Here is a 17,668-nt window from a genome sequence, read left to right on the forward strand (position 1 = left end):
CTGGCTCAAATGCTTTCTCCGGACAAGCCGTTAGCATGCCGCAGTTCGCTCTCTGCAAAGGCCTCATAATCATGCAATTTCCCCAAACGCTTGCGGCCCCGCTCAATCTTGTTCCCTTGGCCGCGATCGAACGAGCGGTGACCCTGCTCTTCCAGCGGATGATGAAAGAGCATCCGGGTCTGTTCGACCGCCTCGGCGAACACAAGGAAAAGCGCTTCGCCTTCCTGCCCGTCGATGTACCGTTGTGCTTCGTCGTCGAACCGGCAAGGCCCGCGATCCGCGTCATGCGCAGGTCCGGTTCGCCGGCGGGCGTCGATGCCTCGGTGGAAGGCCCGCTCTTCACCCTGCTCGCACTGCTCGAAGGTCGCTGCGACGCCGATGCCCTCTTCTTCTCGCGCGATCTTTCGGTCACCGGCGACATGGAGGCGATGCTCGCGATGCGCAATGCGCTCGACGATTGCGACATCGATCTGCCGCGCGATCTCTCCACGCTGGCGGGACCACTCGCACCGCTCTTCGGACGGATCGGCGAAGGTATCCGCCGGCGCGCCCTGTCCGGGGAGGCCTCCACATGGAACTGATCTGCCCCGCCGGCACGCCCGCGGCCTTTCGCGAAGCCGTCGACGCCGGTGCCGACGCCGTCTATTGCGGCTTCCGCGACGAGACGAATGCCCGGAACTTTCCCGGTCTCAACTTCAGCCGGGACGAACTTCGCGATGCGATTGCCTATGCCCGTCGGCACGACACGCAGACCTTCGTCGCGCTCAACACCTTCATGCGGGCCGGGGACGAGGAGATCTGGTACCGCGCCGCCGCCGATGCGGTCGCGCTCGGCGCCGATGCATTGATCCTCGCGGATTTCGGTCTGATGGCTCATGTGGCGGAGCGCTATCCCGACCAGCGCCTGCATGTATCCGTGCAGGCCTCCGCCTCGAATGTCGATGCGATCAACTTCCTGGTCGAGGCCTTCAACGCCAAACGGGTGGTCCTGCCGCGCACGCTGACGATCGCCGACATCGCCCGGATGGCCCCGAAGATCCGCTGCGAGATCGAGGTCTTCGTCTTCGGTGGGCTCTGCGTCATGGCGGAAGGCCGCTGCTCGCTCTCCTCCTATGCGACCGGCAAGTCGCCGAACATGAACGGCGTGTGTTCACCCGCCAGCCACGTTCATTACCGGAAGGAGGGCAATGAGCTTGTCTCGGAGCTTGGTGACTACACCATCAACCGGTTTCCCGCCGGCGAGGCGGCCGGCTATCCGACACTCTGCAAGGGACGCTTCGATATCGCCGACGATCGCAGCTATGCTTTCGAGGACCCGGTTTCGCTCGACGTCATGGGTGAGATCGACGCACTGACCGCCGCCGGCGTCAGCGCCCTGAAGATCGAAGGGCGCCAGCGCGGCAAGGCCTATGTCGCCGAAGTCGTCTCGACGCTGAAGAAGGCCCTTTCCGCCAGTCCCGACCAACGGTCGGCACTCCTGTCGCGTCTTCGTGGCCTGAGCGAGGGCCAGAAGACCACATCGGGCGCCTACGAGAAGCGCTGGAGATGAGCATGAACGACATGAAAGCACCGTCGCTCACGATGGGTCCCGTCTACTATCTGTGGGACGGCCCGAAATGGCGCGACTACCATTTCCGCGTCGCCGATGAGTCCCCTTTCGAGACGGTCGTGATCGGCGAGACCGTCTGCTCCAAACGCCAGCATTTCATCGAACCGCATATTGCCGAGGTCACCGAGCGGCTTGAGGCTGCCGGCAAGACGGTGGTGTTCTCGACGCTCGCACTGGTCACGCTGGAACGCGAGAGCCGGCAGATCCGCGACCTGGTCGGACAAAGTGATCATCTCGTCGAGGCGAACGATCTCTCGGCACTCGGCCTGTTGAACGGAATGCCCCACACCGTCGGCCCGCTGGTCAACGTTTACAATGCCGCAACCGCGAGGCTGCTGGGCGGGCGCGGCGCGACCCGCATCTGTCTGCCGCCGGAACTGCCCTTCACCTCGGTCGAGCGCATCGTGGCCGAAAGCCCCGGCATCGATTTCGAGGTTTTCGCCTTCGGTCGCATGCCGCTCGCCATCTCCGCCCGCTGCGCCCACGCCCGCTCGAAGGGCAAGATCAAGGACAACTGCCTGTTCGTCTGCGGCGAGGAACCCGATGGTCTGCCGGTGAGAACCCTTGACCGCCAGTCGTTCCTGGCGCTGAACGGCGTTCAGACGGTCTCTCACACCTGCCAGGCCCTTCTCGGCGAACTCGAAGACCTGGCGAAATGCGGGATCGCGGCGGTCCGCCTCTCCCCCCAGGACTGCGACATGGTCTCCGTTGCCAACCTCTATCGCAGCGTGCTCGACGGTGCCCTTGATCCGGACGAGGCGCTTGGCCGGTTGCGGGAGATCTATCCCGCGGCTCCCCTTTCGAACGGTTTCCATCACGCCCGTGAAGGGGCAGCCTGGGTGGCCCGCGCCCGGGACACGGCCCATGGAGCCGTAGCCTAGGAACAGCCGCCGCCGTTCGAAAGCCCCCCGTTCATCGCGCTTTGGAGAGCCCCGCAGTCCCACGACCGCGGGGCTCTTCGTCATTTCGCTCCAAGGCTCGCGGCCAGCCACTCGCTTAGACGGCCTGGGCGCCCCTTAATTTTTCCTGAATGACGGCTTGACGGAATGATATAAAAATATACCGTATCGCTATAGAGATATAAAAATAACATTTTTGACAGAGGGATTTGATGGCGACGGTCAAGGAGCGTTTGCTCGACAGTCTAGAAAGTTCCACGGCCGCCGGCCGTGCGATCGCAACTTACATGCTGTCGAATCTGAGCGAACTGCCCTTCGAGACGGCCGCCAGCATCGCCGCCAAGGTCGGCGTCGGTGAGATGACCGTCGGTCGTTTCTGCCGTTCGATCGGCTATACCCATTTCAAGGAACTGAAGGCCGACCTGAAGGACGACTTCGGCGACAGCCCCTGGCTTGTCGGAGACAGATTGAAGGAATTCGCGGCGCGCGCCCGCTCCGGCAACGACCAGCTGGCCGCCGGTCTCGAAATGGAGATCGGCGCGCTGGTCCGTGTCTACGAACTTGCCCAGACGCCGGAATTCGCCCGCTTCGTCACCCGTCTCAGCAAGGCCCGCAAGGTCTACTGCGCCGGCTTCCAGACCGAGCGCGGCGTCGCCGCGGTGCTTGCCCATCAGCTCCAGTATCTTCGCGACGAAGTCCACATCGTCGACATGGCAGCCGGCAATTTCGTCGACGTGCTGCTGACCAATCCGGACGGCATCATGCTGGTGGTGATCGACACCCGTCGCTATTCGCGCCAGAGCAAGCAGCTTGCCGAAGCCGCCCACGCAAAAGGCATTCCGGTCACCATCATCACCGACACCTACTGCGACTGGGCAACCTCCGCTTCGAGCGAGGTCTTCGCGGTACCCACCGCCCTCAATCAGTTCTGGGACTCTCTCAGCCCGCTCGTCTCGCTGGTACAGCTCGCCATCAGCGGCGTCTTCAGTGAGCTCGGCGTCGAGGTCGAGGACCGGCTGGGCCAGATGTTCAATTGCTACAAGACCTTCACGGGCTATGCCGGAGGCACCCCGGAAGACTGACAGATCCAAATCCTCCACCCGTCACGCCAAGTCAAAAAAGGGGAACGCAGACGATGACGAACATGAAGTGGGAATTCAAAGGCGCAATGGTCGCGCTGACACTCGCTTGCGGCGGCATGATGCCGGCGTCGGCACTCATGGCGGCGGAAGCCGTCTTCGTGCTGCCGTCGTCGGAAGCCGGTGCGCCGAACCACGATCCGATCCGCAGCACGCTGGTCACGCTCGCCGACGCACTGATTTACGACCGCCTGGTCGTGCAGGGTGCCGACCAGGGTTTCTACCCGCACCTCGCCACCAGCTGGGAATCCTCCGCTGACGGCCTGAGCTGGACCTTCCATCTCAAGGACGGCGTCAAGTTCCATGACGGCGAGCCCTTCAATGCGAAGACGATCGCCTGGTGGATCCCGAAATTTGCCGGCACGGAAAACGAGTATCTCGTGGCCGCCATCGACAAGGTCGAAGTGGTCGACGACCTGACGGTCCGCTTCGTCATGAAGCACCCCGACGCCAACATGCTCTACAACCTGTCGAGCGGCTTCATGGGCATTCCGAGCCCCAAGGCCTATGATGCCGAAGGCACCAATTACGGCGTCACCGTTGCCGTCGGCACCGGTCCCTACAAGCTCGAAAGCTTCACCACCGGCGTCGAGTCTGTGCTCGTGAAGAACGACGAATACACGTGGGGCAGCGCCGCCTCGGAGAACAAGGGGCCGGCCAAGATCGACCGCCTGACCCTTCGCGAAATCGCCGATTCCTCGACCAGCTTCCTGGAACTGAAGACCGGCGGCGTCGACGCGGTCATTGATGTCCCGAGCGACATCCTGCCGCAGTACCAGACTCTGGAAACCGCGACCGTCCAGAGCATGCCGGGCTTCGGCACCTTCTACATGCCGATCAACACGACGGTCGAGCCCTTCACCGACCTCAAGGTCCGCAAGGCGACGGCGCTCGCCGTCAACCAGCAGGAAATCCTCGACAAGCTGTTCGGCGGAAAAGGTCTTGCTGCCCACAACTTCCTGATCGCGTCGCTGCCCGAATCCAAGGTCGATCCGAAGTTCAACATTTCCTACGACCCGGAACAGGCCAAGGCGCTCCTTGAGGAGGCCGGTTGGAAGGCAGCAGCGGACGGCAGCCGCTCCAAGGACGGCAAGCCGCTGACGGTCACCCTCTGGACCCAGAGCGACACCGAGTTCAAGCGCCTGACGGAAGTCATCCAGGCCCAGTTGAAGGCCGTAGGCATCAATGCCGAGATCACCGTCTTCGACACCAGCTCGATCCGTGCCGAATACAAGAAGGGTACCCAGCAGCTCGCAGTCCGCAGCTATGGCTGGAACAATGCCGACATCCTCGACTGGTTCTTCTCCGGCGAACGTCTCGGTTATCCGAACGTCTCGATGTGGAAGGATCCGAAGGCGGAAGAACTGCGCGTTAAGGCGCTGACCGGCTCCAAGACTCCCGAGGAGCGCGTCGCCAACTTCAAGACCTATCATGAATACGTGCTGAGCCAGTATCCGTTCGCCCCGATCTACGAACCGGTGCAGACGCTCGTCTTCAACAAGGACCGCGTCGTGGTTCCGGCCACGATCAACGGGCCGCAGTTCTCCGCCCAAAGCGTCCTCGACATCGAAGTCAAGGAATGACGGTTCGGGGACGACGGATATGATGGGTTATGCGCTCAGGCGCCTTCTCGCGATGATACCGGTCTTCTTCGTCGTCTCCGGCGTGGTCTTCCTGATCGTCCATCTCGTGCCGGGTGATCCGGTCGACAATCTGATCAGGACCGGCTCCTCACCTGACCAGCGGGCGGCGATCGTCGCCCGCTACGGGCTGGACCGGAGTATTTTCGAGCAGTATCTCACCTGGCTCGGCAATGTCGCCCAAGGCGACCTCGGGACGGCCATCGTCATGCGCCGTCCCGTGGCCGACCTCATTCTCGCCAATCTCGGCCCGAGCCTCGCGCTCGGCGCCTGGGCCCTCGCCTTTTCCGCCGTCTTCGGCATTCTCGCCGGCGCGCTTGCCGCAAGCTTCCGCGACCGTTTCGTAGACCATTCGCTGATGGGGCTGTCGCTTCTCGGTTCCACCGTTCCGACCTTCTGGCTCGGCCTCCTGATGATCATGCTCTTTGCCGTCCAGCTCGGCTGGGTACCCGTTTCCGGGGCCCGCCATTGGACCTCCCTCATCCTGCCGGTGCTGACCGTCGGTCTCGGCGGCATGGCCCTCGTCGCCCAGGTGACCCGTGTCGCCATGATCGAAACGGCCCGCGAGGATTTTGTCATGCTGCTGCACGCCAAGGGCCTGTCGCGGCTGCGAATCCAGATCGCCCATGTGCTTCGTCATGCGCTGATCCCTGTCGTCACCATCCTCAGCCTGCGTATCGGGCTCATCGTCGGCGGCTCGGTAACGGTCGAATACGTCTTTGCCCGGCCGGGTCTCGGTTCGCTGCTGATCCGCGCGCTCGGCCAGCGCGACTATCCGCTCATCCAGGGCTGCCTTCTGTTTCTGGCAATCGCCGTCATGCTGGGAACCCTTTTGGGTGACCTCCTGCAGGCTGCGATGGATCCACGCCAGCGCGAGGAAGCTGCCGCATGACCTCCCGCAGCATTCGCACCCCTTTCCTGTCGAGGATTGCGGCACTGGCTCCCACGCCCGGCGCAGCCTTGTCCGGCGTGGCTCTCCTGCTGCTCGCCATCGCCGCGATCGGCGCACCTTGGCTTTCGCCCTACGCCTATGACATTCAGGACCTCTCGATCGCCAATCAGGCGCCGTCGGCGGCCCATTGGTTTGGCACCGACGAGTTCGGCCGCGACATCCTCTCCCGCGTGATCTACGGCGCCCGTACCTCGCTGAGCGTCTCCGTGATCTCGATCACCCTGTCCCTCGTCGGCGGCATTCTGATCGGCGCCGTCTGTGGTTACGTCGGCGGCCGCTTCGACAGGTTGACCATGTCCGCGGTCGATCTCACCTGGTGCTTTCCTGAAATCCTGCTGGCTTTGCTCATCGTCGCGATCCTGGGACCGGGCTCCGGCAGCACGGTGCTGGCGATCGCCATCGCCTACCTCGCCCAGTTCACCCGCCTGACGAGGACTCAGATCATCACCCTCAAGCGCCAGACCTTCGTCGAGGCGAGCCGCAGCATGGGCGCCGGTCCACTGCACATCATGATGCGCCGGCTGCTTCCCAACGCCATCGCCCCGGTCGTGGTGGTTGCCATGCTATCGACCGGCAATGCGATCCTGCTCGAAGCGACCCTCGGTTTCTTCGGCATGGGCGCCCAGCCCCCGGTGCCGAGCTGGGGCGGCATGATGAGCACGGGCTCGGCCCAGCTGTTCAACGCGCCGTGGGTCATCCTCTGGCCCGGTATCTTCGTCGCCGCTTCGGTGATCTTCATCAATCTGTTCGGTCAGGGCGTGCTGAAGTCCCTCGACGTCAAGGCGAGGATGAGAAGCTGATGCCCGCCCTCCTCAAGGTCGAAGACCTCCATATCGGCTTCGGGCCGCTCGAACCGCTTTCCGGCGTGGACATCGCCGTCGATCGCGGCCGCATCCTCGGCCTCGTCGGCGAATCTGGTTCGGGCAAGTCGATGACCGCGATGAGCGTCATGGGCCTGCTGCCGCTGATGGGTGGTCGGATCAAGTCGGGCCGCATCCTGTTCGACGGGACCGACCTGACCTCCATCGGCGAAAAGGCCTATCGCAACCTCCGCGGCGGCCGCATCGCGCTGATCACCCAGAACCCGATGACCTCGCTCGATCCGGTCGTGAAGGTCGGCCGACAGATCGACCAGGTCGCGGAAATCCACCTCAAGCTCGACCGGCGGGCTGCCAGGGAGAAGACGATCGGACTGATGGCACGCATGCGGATCCCCTCGCCCGAAATGACCTACGATCTCTTTCCACATCAGCTGTCGGGTGGCCTGCGTCAGCGCATCGTCATCGCCATGGCGCTGGCCGGCGACCCCGACCTGCTGATCGCCGACGAACCGACCACGGCGCTCGACGTCACGGTCCAGGCGCAGATCATCGCGCTCCTCCACGAGCTCGTGAAGGAAAAGGGCCTCGGCCTTGTTCTCATCACCCATGACATGGGCGTCGTCGCCCAGACCTGTGACGAGGTCGCGGTCATGTATTGCGGCAAGGTCGTCGAATATGGCCAGGTCGACGCGATCTTCGACGCACCCCGCCATCCCTATACCCGCGCACTGATCGGCTGCATCCCGCAGCCCGGCATGGCCCAGGGCAGCCTGGCCGGGATTCCCGGAATGGTGCCGCCGGCAAGCGCCATGCCCGCCGGCTGCCGTTTCAATCCGCGATGCCCGCAGGCGATCGACGTCTGCCGCGCATCGAGCCCGCCAAGCGTGGTCGATGCCGGACGATCGGTCGCCTGTTTCCTTGCCGAAGGAGCGAGCGCATGACGCCACTTCTTTCCATCCGGTCCCTGTCCCGCGTCTTCTCGAACGGCGGCGGTCTCTTCCGCAAGAAACGCCAGTTCCGCGCCGTGACCGACGTGTCCTTCGATCTCGAGCGCGGAGAAATTCTCGGCGTCGTCGGCGAATCCGGCTGTGGCAAGTCGACGCTCGCGCGCCTCGTCTCGCGCCTGATCGAACCGACCGGCGGGGAAATCCTCTTCGACGGACAGAACATCCGCCCATTGAAAGGTCGTGCGCTGAGCCGCCTGCGTCGACGCTTCCAGATGGTGTTCCAGGACCCCTACTCCTCGATCGACCCGCGCCAGTCGATCCGCTCCGCCCTACTCGAACCCTTCGACGTGCAGGGCATCCGCATGAACCGGGCGGAACGCGACGCCAAGGTGTCCGAACTCCTCGCGATGGTCTCGCTGCCCGCGCACCTGGCAGACAGCTATCAGCACCAGCTGTCCGGCGGACAGAAACAGCGTGTCGGCATCGCCCGCGCGCTGGCGCTTTCCCCCTCGCTGGTGGTGCTCGACGAACCGACCGCCTCCCTCGACGTCTCGATCCAGGCCCAGGTCATCAACCTGCTGCAGGACCTCCGCGACCGCCTCGACCTGACCTACGTCTTCATCTCGCATGACCTGGCGCTGGTCCAGTATTTCTGCGACCGCATCCTGGTGATGTATCTCGGCCGCATCGTCGAGGTGCTGCCGCGCGGAGCAACTCCGACCCATCCCTATACGATCGCGCTCCTCGACAGCGCCTTCGTGCCCGATCCCCATCACCGCCGGGACATTCCGCGCATCAGCGGAGAGATTCCGAGCGGCTACGACGAACCCCGGGGCTGCGCCTTCGCCGGCCGCTGTCCCCTCGTCGAGAATCGCTGCCACAGCCAATTGCCTCACCTGAAATCCCTGGCCGGGACCCATGCCGTGGCATGCCACGTCAAGGGCGCGGCGCAAATCATACTGGAGACCGAGAATGCCGTTTAAAGTCCTGACTGCCGAGTTCATGCACGAATCCAACACCTTCAGCATCCGCAAGACCGGCATTCCCGAGTTCCAGCGTGAAACGCTGATGATGGGCGACGAGGCGATCGCCAAGCGCAGCCAGTCGAACACCGGGCTCGCCGGCGCGCTCGTCTGCCAGAAGGAGTTCGGCTGGGACATGCGCCATTCGGTCAGCGCCTGGACCGAGCCGTCGGGGCCCGTCACCGTCGAAGCCTATGAGTTCCTGACGGGCAAGATCATCGAAGCCGCCAAGGCCGAGAAGTTCGACGGCATCCTGCTTTGCCTGCACGGTGCGATGGTCGCCGAGCACACGGACGACGGCGAAGGTGAACTGCTCGAGCGCCTGCGGGCCGTCGTCGGCCCGGATCTGCCGATTGCGGTCACGCTCGACCTGCACGCCAACGTGACGAAGCGCATGTGCGCGCTTGCCCAGATCCTCGTCTCCTACAAGACCTATCCGCATATCGACCTGCGGGAGACCGCCTACCACGCCGGCAGCCTGCTCGACCGCACGATGAAGGGCGAGATCGCACCGAAGACGCTGCGCATTCAGCTGCCGATGCTCGAAGAGGCAAATGGCGGCCGCACCGACGTCGGCGCCATGGTGGAACGGATCGCCAAGGCACGCGCTTATGAGAAGAGCGAGCCGGGTGCACTCGCCGTCAGCATCAACGGCGCCTTCCCGGAAGCCGACATCCCCGAGGTCGGCCCGACGGTCCTCGTCACCTATGATGGCGATCCGGCCCGCCACCAGGCCTTCGCCGAGACGCTGGCCGACGACATCTGGGAAAAGCGTCACGACGTGATGAACACCTTCCACCCTGTGGAGACTGTCGCCGAGATGGCGCGTACCTATCCCAAGTCCAACGGTCCGCTGATCATTGCCGACTATGCCGACAACCCGGGCGGCGGTTCCTATGGCGACTCCACCAACCTGCTCAAGGCCATGCTGGAGGCGGGCGTCGACGATGCAGCCTTTGGTCCGATGGTGGACCCCGAGGCCGCGGCCGCACTCGCTGCCGAGGGCGAAGGTGCGACGGTCACCATCGCCATCGGCGGCAAGACCGATCCGCGTTTCGGTGGCGAACCGCTGACCGTGACGGGCACGATCCGTCTGGTCAGCAACGGCCACTTCGTCGGTGACGGCCCAATGGTCGGCGGCCTGGAACAGAGCTACGGTACCAGTGCCGTGCTGGTCGTCGACGGCATCGAGGTGCTGGTGACGAGCGTCCCCCTGCAGATGCTTGATCTCCAGCAGTTCCGCGCCTTCGGCATCGACCCGGCGAAAAAACGCGTGGTGGGCCTGAAGTCGATGCAGCATTTCCGCGCCGCCTTCGAGCCGATCGCCAGCAAGGTCGTGGTCTGCGACAGCGGTGCGCTCTGCACGCTCGATTATGCCCGACTGCCCTACAAGAAGATTCCGCGGCCGATCTTTCCGCTCGACAGGGACATGGTGCGCTGAAGACCGGCGCCGGAGGAAACGACATGGAAATCTTCGACGTTGCCGTCGTGGGAGGCGGCATCGCCGGTGCATCCTTCGCCTATCGGGTAGCCGGGCGCCGATCGCTCGTGCTGCTCGAGGCGGAGGCGCAGGTCGGCTATCATTCGACCGGCCGTTCGGCCGCGGAATTCTCGCGGCAGTTCCAGAACGAAACGACCGGCCTGCTCGCGGACGCATCCTATGACTTCCTGTCGAGCCCTCCGGAGGGTTTCGCCGATGTGCCGCTGCTCATTCCCCGCGGCAATCTGGTGATTGCGACCGAGGACCGCCTGCCCCAGCTGGACGCGGCCTTTCGCGAAGTGATCGGAACGTCGCCGGAAACCCGCCGGGTATCCACGGACGAGGCGATCGCCGTGGTTCCCTTCCTGCGCGGCGACTACATGGCCGGGGCCTTCTATGATCCCGCCTGCTGGGACATGGAGGTCGAAAGCATCCTGCAAGGCTATCTGCGCGCCGCCCGCCGCGCCGGCGCGGATATCCGCACGGGCGCGCCCGTTACAGTCGTCAAGCGGGAGAACAACGCCTACCGCCTGGAAACGCCGCAAGGACCAGTCTTTGCCCGGCGCATCGTCAACACCGCCGGGGCTTGGGCGGACAGGCTCGCCGAACTGTCCGGCCTCGAACCGCTCGGCATCGTGCCGCATCGCCGCACGGCCATCACCGTCGACGTTCCGGACGAATACGATCTGGGACCCATGCCCGGCGTCAACGAGGTCGACGAGGATTTCTATTTCAAGCCGGAGGCGGGAAAGCTGATGGTCTCACCGGCCGACGCGACCCCCAGCATGCCCTGCGACGCCCAGCCGGAAGACATCGACGTCGCCTATGCCGCGCATTTTCTCGAGCAGTCGACCACGCTTCCGGTGAAGAGCATTTCGCACAAGTGGGCGGGTCTGCGCTCCTTCGCTCCCGACAAGCATCAGGTCGTCGGTTTCGACCCCCGCGATCCCAATTTCTTCTGGCTGGCCGGGCAGGGCGGCAGCGGCATCCTGACATCGCCGGCGCTGTCGGAATGGGCGGCAGGCGTGTTTCTTGACGGCGCGCCTCCGGAGCACCTGACCCGGCTCGGGCTTAACGCCGGAACCTTCCTGCCGGCCCGTCTCGGCGCTTGAAAGCTTCACCCGGAAGCCGGGCAAACGGAAGTGCGGGATGTCGGTCCCGCGCTTCCGTATTTTTTGTCGTCATACCTGTCGCCGGCTGATCGGCTCAGCTTCTCAGGCCCGGCGCCTCGTGGCCGGTGCGCGCCACATATTCGGTGTAACCCCCACCGTACTGGAAGGCGCCTTCAGGGGTGAGTTCCAGCACCCGGTTCGAAAGCTCGGCCAGGAAGTGGCGATCGTGGCTGACGAACAGCATCGTGCCCTCATACTGGGACAGCGCCTTGATCAGCATTTCCTTGGTATCGAGATCGAGGTGGTTGGTCGGCTCGTCGAGGACGAGCAGGTTCGGCGGGTCGAACAGCATGATCGCCATCACCAGACGCGCCTTCTCGCCGCCGGACAGCACCCGGCAACGCTTTTCGATATCATCACCGGAGAAGCCGAAACAGCCCGCGAGCGCCCTGAGCGGCGCCTGACCGGCCCGGGGGAAGGTGCTTTCCAGCGTTTCGAAGATGGTCATGTCTCCGTCGAGAATGTCCATGGCGTGCTGGGCGAAGTAACCCATCTTCACGCTCGCACCGATGCTGACCGTTCCCTGGTCGGGCTTGGATTCGCCGGCGACCAGCTTCAGCAACGTCGACTTGCCCGCGCCGTTGACGCCCATGATGCACCAGCGCTCCTTGCGCCGGACCATGAAATCGAAACCGTCGTAGACCACCCGCTGTCCATACGTCTTGTGGACGTTCTTCAGGTTGATCACGTCTTCGCCCGAACGCGGCGCCGGCTGGAATTCGAAGGCCACGACCTGACGCCGCTTCGGCGGTTCGACGCGCTCGATCTTGTCGAGCTTCTTCACCCGGCTCTGGACCTGTGCGGCATGGCTGGCTCGGGCCTTGAAGCGTTCGATGAACTTGATTTCCTTGGCCAGCATCGCCTGCTGCCGCTCGAACTGCGCCTGCTGCTGCTTTTCGTTCTGCGCCCGCTGCTGCGCATAGAACTCGTAGTCGCCGGAATAGCTGTTGAGCGAGCCCGCGTCGATCTCGATGATCTTGTTGACGATGCGGTTCATGAACTCGCGGTCGTGCGAGGTCATCAGCAGCGCGCCGTCATAACCTTTGAGAAACTGTTCCAGCCAGATCAGGCTCTCGAGATCGAGATGGTTTGAGGGTTCGTCGAGCAGCATCACATCGGGGCGCATCAGCAGGATGCGGGCAAGCGCCACGCGCATCTTCCAGCCACCGGAAAGTTTGCCCACGTCGCCGTCCATCATCTCCTGGCTGAAGCTGAGGCCGGCAAGCACCTCGCGCGCGCGCCCCTCCAGGCCGTAACCGTCCAGCTCCTCGTAGCGCGCCTGAACCTCGCCGTAGCGCTCGATGATCTGGTCCATTTCGTCGAGACGGTCGGGATCGACCATGGCGGCCTCAAGGTCGCGAAGCTCGGCGGCGACGACGCTGACAGGCCCGGCCCCATCCATCACCTCGGCGACAGCGCTTCGGCCGGACATCTCGCCGACATCCTGGTTGAAGTAGCCGATGGTGACGCCGCGCTCGACCGAGACCTGCCCCTCGTCGGGAAGCTCCTGCCCCGTGACCATGCGGAAGATGGTCGTCTTTCCCGCACCGTTCGGCCCGACGAGGCCGATCTTCTCGCCCTTGTTCAGGGCGGCGGATGCTTCGAGGAAGAGGATGCGGTGGCTGAGCTGCTTGCTGATGTTTTCGATGCGTATCATGGACCGGACAGGAAACTGGAGAGCGGGGACTGCGGATTTGCGGCGCCCTTATGTCATGCCTCGCGCGGCATGTCGAAACCTATCGCACCACTTTGACGGCCCGGTAACACGGGTTTCCTTGCCGAGCGACGGATCAAATCGCGATCATGCATCGATGCCGTTTTGCCCGACATGCTGCGTTAATGCAGCGGACATGTCGAAGCAGAATTAACGTTTCCCGCAAACAACTGACAAAGAAGAGAAATTCGACGCGGCACAGGCTGGCATGCGTCTTGCGTTGCAGCATCGTGTCCCAGGAGCGATCCCGAGGACCCAAAAGAACCGTCGGCAGAAACGGTCGAAAAATGCACGTTAAGAATAATCCAGAAAGGGAACCGAAATGAAAAAGCATATTGGCCCGGGCCGTCGTCTGCTCGCCCTCGTCTCCGCATTGGCAATTGCCGCCCCTTCCGTCGCAGCTTCGGCTGAACTCAATATTCTGACCTGGGAAGGCTATGCCGACCCGTCTTTCATCTCCAAGTTCGAGGAATCGTCCGGTTGCAAGACGACGTCGACCTATGTCGGCTCGAATGACGACTTTGCCCCCAAGCTTGCGGCAGGCGGCGGCGTCTATGACATCATCGTCCCTTCGATCGACACGATCGGGCTTATGCGCCAGGCCGGATTCGTAGAGCCGATTGACACCGCCAAGATCGAAGGCTGGTCCGACGTCTATCCGGAATTCTCCGGCGCGAACGACGTCTCGGCCGAGGGCTCGGTTTGGTCCGTTCCGCTCGTCTGGGGATCGATTTCGCTGATGTATCGCGCCGACAAGATCGATCCGAAGCCGGATTCGATCGGCGTACTTTTCGACGAGAAGTACAAGGGCAAGATCGCCATGTGGGACGACAAGTCGTCGCTCTACTGGACCGCTCGCCTGCTCGGCTACGAGAACATCTACGACCTGACCGACGAACAGCTCGAGGCGGTCAAGCAGAAGCTGATCGCGCAGAAGCCGCTGATCCGCAAGTACTGGGCGACCGCTGGCGAACTCACCGAACTCTACGCCAACCAGGAAGTCTGGGTCTCCAACACCTGGACCGGGCTGCAGAGCAAGGACGTAAACGCCCTCAAGAAGGGCTTCGAGGTCGTCGAGTTCACGCCGAAGGAAAAGGCCGAGGGCTGGATGGACTCCATGCAGCTCGTCAAGGGCAGCGCCAACAGCGAATGCGCCTATAAGTTCTTCTCCTTCATGCTGTCGGCCGAGGGCCAGTGCGGCATCGTCGGCTCGACGGGCTACTTCCCGGTCAACCCGAAATCCGTCTCCGGCTGCCTGACCGGCGCCGACGCGGAAGCCAAGAAGGTCAACAACATCGAGTTCGTGAAGAGCCTCGTGATGTGGCAGATGCCGGCACGCCTCGACAAGTATCTCGAGGTCTGGAACGCCGTGAAGGCGGCTCCCTGAGCACCGATCAGGACGACCCCGATCACCGCCGGTCATTCCGGCGGTGATTTCCGCTGTTCATATTCGACTCGCTCAAGGACCTGCCTATGGCATTGCAACCCATCGTGACCCTGGAAAACGTCGTGAAGGCCTACGGGAACTTCACCGCGCTCCACAACATCAACCTCGAAATCGGCACCGGTGAATTCGTCACCCTGCTCGGCCCGTCCGGCTGCGGCAAGACGACGACGCTTCGCCTCATCGGAGGCTTCGAAACCGCGGATCAGGGCCGCATCACATTGGCAGGTTCGGACGTGACGCAAGAGCCGCCCTATCGCCGCGACATCAACACGGTGTTCCAGGACTATGCCTTGTTCCCCCACATGACCGTGGCCGAAAATGTTGCTTACGGGCTGACGGTCCGTGCCAACCGCAAGCCGAAGGAAGAGCGTGTCAGGCGCACAGCCGATGCGCTTGCGCTGGTCGGTCTCGCCGACAAGGCCGACCGCATGCCCCAGCAACTTTCCGGCGGTCAGCGCCAGCGTGTGGCGATGGCCCGTGCACTGGTGCGCCAGCCGAAAGTGCTGCTGCTCGACGAACCGCTCTCGGCGCTCGACGTGAAGCTGCGCGAAGCCATGCAGGTCGAGCTGAAGCATCTCCACCAGAAACTCGGCATCACCTTCCTGATGGTGACCCACGACCAGGAAGAAGCACTGGTGCTGTCGGATCGCATCGCGGTGATGCAGGGCGGCCGCATCGCCCAGATCGGCTCGCCGTCCGAGCTGTACGATCGCCCGGCAACCCCGTATGTCGCCGATTTCATCGGCGCCGCCAATCTGCTTGCCTGCACCTTCGCCGGCAGGGATAACGGACACACCAAGGTCCGGTTGCCGGATGGCAGCGTGATATCGGGGATCGAGGTCCAGCCGCAGGCCGGACTCAAGGAGGGTGACCGGGCATTGATCGCGATCCGCCCCGAGCGCATGCAGGCCGGTCCTGCACCGGAAGGAAGCTCGACATTGGCCGCGACCGTCGTCAACCAGCTCTTCCACGGTGGCCGTTTCCAGATCGAACTCAAGCTCAACGGCGTCGAGGCACCGATCTTCGTCGACATCCCCCGCAGCACCGTTACAGCCGACGGCAGCGTTCCCCAGCCCGGAAACCGCATTGCCTTCCACGTCGCCCCGCTCGACGTGCTGGTCTATCGAGCGGAGGACGCTGCATGAAGGCCCGCACCCGCAACAAGGCGAGCTTCTGGCTGCTCTTCTCCGTACCCCTTCTCTGGACCCTGGTCTTCCTCATCCTCCCCTATGCCTCGATGGCAATGATGAGTTTCTGGGAGCGGAAATTTCCGCTGTTCGTCCCCGCCTTTCAGCTCGGCAACTACCTCCAACTCTTCTATGACCCGCAATACTCGACAGTCATCCTCAGAACCCTGAAGATCGCGGCACTCGTCACTCTCTACTCCGTCGCGCTCGGTTATCCCCTCGCCTATTTCCTCGTCTTCACCATCCGCTCCGAGAAACTGCGCACCCTCCTCTACATGTGCGTGGTGGTGCCGCTGTGGGTGTCCTACCTGCTGCGCGCCTACACCTGGAAGATCATCCTTGGCACGGATGGCGCACTGAACTCCGCCCTCCTCTGGCTGGGCCTGATCGACCAGCCGCTGGACATCTTTCTCTACAACCAGGCGGCCATGGTCATCACGCTGACCTATATCTTCATCCCCTTCATGGTGATGCCGATCTTCACCGCGTTGGAGCGCATTCCCTCGAACCTGATCGAGGCGTCGCAGGATCTCGGCGCCGGCCCGTTCGAAACCTTCATGCGGGTCATCATGCCGCTGTCGACGGCAGGCGTCGTGGCTGGCGCCACGATGACCTTCTGCCTGTCCTTCGGCGACTTCGTGGCCCCGGTCCTGGTCGGTGGCCCGAGCGGCACGATGGTCGCGACCGTTCTGCAAAGCCAGTTCGGCGCAGCCCTCAACTGGCCGCTCGGCTCGGCGCTCGCCGTCGTCCTGTTCACTCTGGTCCTGGTCGTGCTGCAGATTTCCAGCAGACTCGATCGGGCCGGCCGCGTTTCGATGGGTTGAAGGAGATCACCATGCACAAACTCATCTGGTGGCAGAAAAGTCTGGTCGGCGTCGCAATCGGAACCCTGCTGTTCCTCTACGTCCCCGTCGCAATCCTGATCCTGTTCTCCTTCAACGACAGCCCGGTAACCTCCTTCCCGCTCTCAGGCTTCACCTGGGGCTGGTACGAGAAGGTCTTCTCCAACCAGGCCCTACTGCAGGCGCTGGTGAACAGCCTTCTCGTCGCGATCTCGGCCACCGCGCTGACCATCGTGATCGGAGTGCCGGCGGCATTGGCGCTGGACCGTTATCCCTTCATCGGCAAACAGCTGTTCAAGAACACGATCCTCTTGCCGCTTTCCCTGCCCGGCATCGTGACGGGCATCGCGATGCTGAACTTCTACAAGCAGATCGGCCTTCCCCAGAGCCTCGGCGCGGTCGTGATCGGCCATGCCACCGCGCTGGTCGGCATCGTGGTCGGGCAGGTTCTGGCACGGCTGGAAAAGGTGAACCGCAATCTTGCGGAGGCGAGCTCCGATCTCGGCGCGACGGGCGTGGAGACATTCCTCCATGTGACCCTGCCGAACATCCGGTCGGCCATCATCGGTTCGGCGCTCCTTTGCTTCACGCTGTCCTTCGACGAAATCCCGGTGACGTACTTCCTGACCGGTCGCGATGTGACGCTGCCGATGTACATCTACTCGACGCTGCGGCGCGGCATCACCCCCGAGATCAATGCGATCGGCGCGCTGATCGTCGTGGCTTCGCTTGCACTGATCCTGAGTTCGGTAAGCCTGCTGCGACAGAAGCAATAGGTAAAGATCGGTCCCGGCGTT

The 17,668-nt window shown here is 63.3% G+C and carries 16 protein-coding genes; 15 read left to right on the forward strand and 1 reads right to left on the reverse strand.

Annotated features, from left to right (window positions below; all coding sequences use genetic code 11):
• The first annotated feature begins 71 nt into the window (after positions 1 to 71).
• From ubiT to HHL25_RS18260, 11 genes are all read left to right on the forward strand, one after another.
• Complete coding sequence (gene ubiT, locus HHL25_RS18210) at positions 72 to 581, forward strand: ubiquinone anaerobic biosynthesis accessory factor UbiT (protein ID WP_205927915.1); 510 nt, start codon at positions 72 to 74, stop codon at positions 579 to 581.
• On the forward strand, positions 572 to 1,549 hold the full coding sequence (gene ubiU, locus HHL25_RS18215; protein WP_169594308.1) for a ubiquinone anaerobic biosynthesis protein UbiU: 978 nt from the start codon (positions 572 to 574) through the stop codon (positions 1,547 to 1,549). The genes ubiT and ubiU overlap by 10 nt, the downstream gene beginning before the upstream one ends.
• Before the next feature lie 2 nt (positions 1,550 to 1,551).
• Positions 1,552 to 2,490 carry a ubiquinone anaerobic biosynthesis protein UbiV gene (gene ubiV, locus HHL25_RS18220; RefSeq protein ID WP_169594311.1) on the forward strand — a complete coding sequence of 313 codons (939 nt, stop codon included), beginning with the start codon at positions 1,552 to 1,554 and terminating at the stop codon, positions 2,488 to 2,490.
• 230 nt (positions 2,491 to 2,720) lie between these two features.
• The gene (locus tag HHL25_RS18225) at positions 2,721 to 3,590 is read left to right on the forward strand and encodes a MurR/RpiR family transcriptional regulator (RefSeq protein ID WP_205927916.1); all 870 of its coding nucleotides are present in this window, start codon (positions 2,721 to 2,723) and stop codon (positions 3,588 to 3,590) included.
• A 53-nt stretch (positions 3,591 to 3,643) separates the two neighbouring features.
• On the forward strand, positions 3,644 to 5,230 hold the full coding sequence (locus tag HHL25_RS18230) for an ABC transporter substrate-binding protein (protein WP_246701883.1): 1,587 nt from the start codon (positions 3,644 to 3,646) through the stop codon (positions 5,228 to 5,230).
• 19 nt (positions 5,231 to 5,249) lie between these two features.
• Positions 5,250 to 6,179, forward strand: coding sequence for an ABC transporter permease (locus tag HHL25_RS18235; protein ID WP_169594315.1), 930 nt, complete (start codon positions 5,250 to 5,252; stop codon positions 6,177 to 6,179).
• Entirely contained in the window at positions 6,176 to 7,039 is an 864-nt protein-coding gene (locus HHL25_RS18240; protein ID WP_169594317.1) for an ABC transporter permease, read from the forward strand. The genes HHL25_RS18235 and HHL25_RS18240 overlap by 4 nt, the downstream gene beginning before the upstream one ends.
• Positions 7,039 to 8,001 carry an ABC transporter ATP-binding protein gene (locus HHL25_RS18245; protein ID WP_169594319.1) on the forward strand — a complete coding sequence of 321 codons (963 nt, stop codon included), beginning with the start codon at positions 7,039 to 7,041 and terminating at the stop codon, positions 7,999 to 8,001. Before HHL25_RS18240 ends, HHL25_RS18245 begins: the two co-directional genes overlap by 1 nt.
• Positions 7,998 to 8,990: an ABC transporter ATP-binding protein gene (locus HHL25_RS18250; protein ID WP_169594321.1), complete on the forward strand. Its 993-nt coding sequence runs from the start codon at positions 7,998 to 8,000 to the stop codon at positions 8,988 to 8,990. The genes HHL25_RS18245 and HHL25_RS18250 overlap by 4 nt, the downstream gene beginning before the upstream one ends.
• A complete protein-coding gene (locus tag HHL25_RS18255; protein WP_169594323.1) occupies positions 8,980 to 10,470 on the forward strand; it encodes a M81 family metallopeptidase in 1,491 nt (496 codons plus the stop codon). The genes HHL25_RS18250 and HHL25_RS18255 overlap by 11 nt, the downstream gene beginning before the upstream one ends.
• A gap of 23 nt (positions 10,471 to 10,493) precedes the next feature.
• On the forward strand, positions 10,494 to 11,621 hold the full coding sequence (locus HHL25_RS18260; RefSeq protein WP_169594325.1) for an NAD(P)/FAD-dependent oxidoreductase: 1,128 nt from the start codon (positions 10,494 to 10,496) through the stop codon (positions 11,619 to 11,621).
• A gap of 94 nt (positions 11,622 to 11,715) precedes the next feature.
• Here HHL25_RS18260 and HHL25_RS18265 read toward each other — a convergent pair whose 3' ends face one another.
• Positions 11,716 to 13,338, reverse strand: coding sequence for an ABC-F family ATP-binding cassette domain-containing protein (locus HHL25_RS18265; RefSeq protein ID WP_169594326.1), 1,623 nt, complete (start codon positions 13,336 to 13,338; stop codon positions 11,716 to 11,718).
• A gap of 379 nt (positions 13,339 to 13,717) precedes the next feature.
• Here HHL25_RS18265 and HHL25_RS18270 point away from each other — a divergent pair, with 379 nt between their 5' ends.
• The 4 genes from HHL25_RS18270 (at position 13,718) to HHL25_RS18285 (ending at position 17,647) form a co-directional block, all read left to right on the forward strand.
• Positions 13,718 to 14,782 carry an ABC transporter substrate-binding protein gene (locus HHL25_RS18270; RefSeq protein WP_169594328.1) on the forward strand — a complete coding sequence of 355 codons (1,065 nt, stop codon included), beginning with the start codon at positions 13,718 to 13,720 and terminating at the stop codon, positions 14,780 to 14,782.
• 86 nt (positions 14,783 to 14,868) lie between these two features.
• Positions 14,869 to 15,987 carry an ABC transporter ATP-binding protein gene (locus tag HHL25_RS18275; protein ID WP_205927917.1) on the forward strand — a complete coding sequence of 373 codons (1,119 nt, stop codon included), beginning with the start codon at positions 14,869 to 14,871 and terminating at the stop codon, positions 15,985 to 15,987.
• Positions 15,984 to 16,853: an ABC transporter permease gene (locus tag HHL25_RS18280; RefSeq protein ID WP_169594331.1), complete on the forward strand. Its 870-nt coding sequence runs from the start codon at positions 15,984 to 15,986 to the stop codon at positions 16,851 to 16,853. Before HHL25_RS18275 ends, HHL25_RS18280 begins: the two co-directional genes overlap by 4 nt.
• An 11-nt stretch (positions 16,854 to 16,864) precedes the next feature.
• The gene (locus tag HHL25_RS18285) at positions 16,865 to 17,647 is read left to right on the forward strand and encodes an ABC transporter permease (protein ID WP_169594332.1); all 783 of its coding nucleotides are present in this window, start codon (positions 16,865 to 16,867) and stop codon (positions 17,645 to 17,647) included.
• Positions 17,648 to 17,668: the final 21 nt, after the last annotated feature.

Source organism: Rhizobium terricola (genome assembly GCF_012927355.1).
Taxonomy (GTDB): Bacteria; Pseudomonadota; Alphaproteobacteria; order Rhizobiales; family Rhizobiaceae; genus Allorhizobium; species Allorhizobium terricola.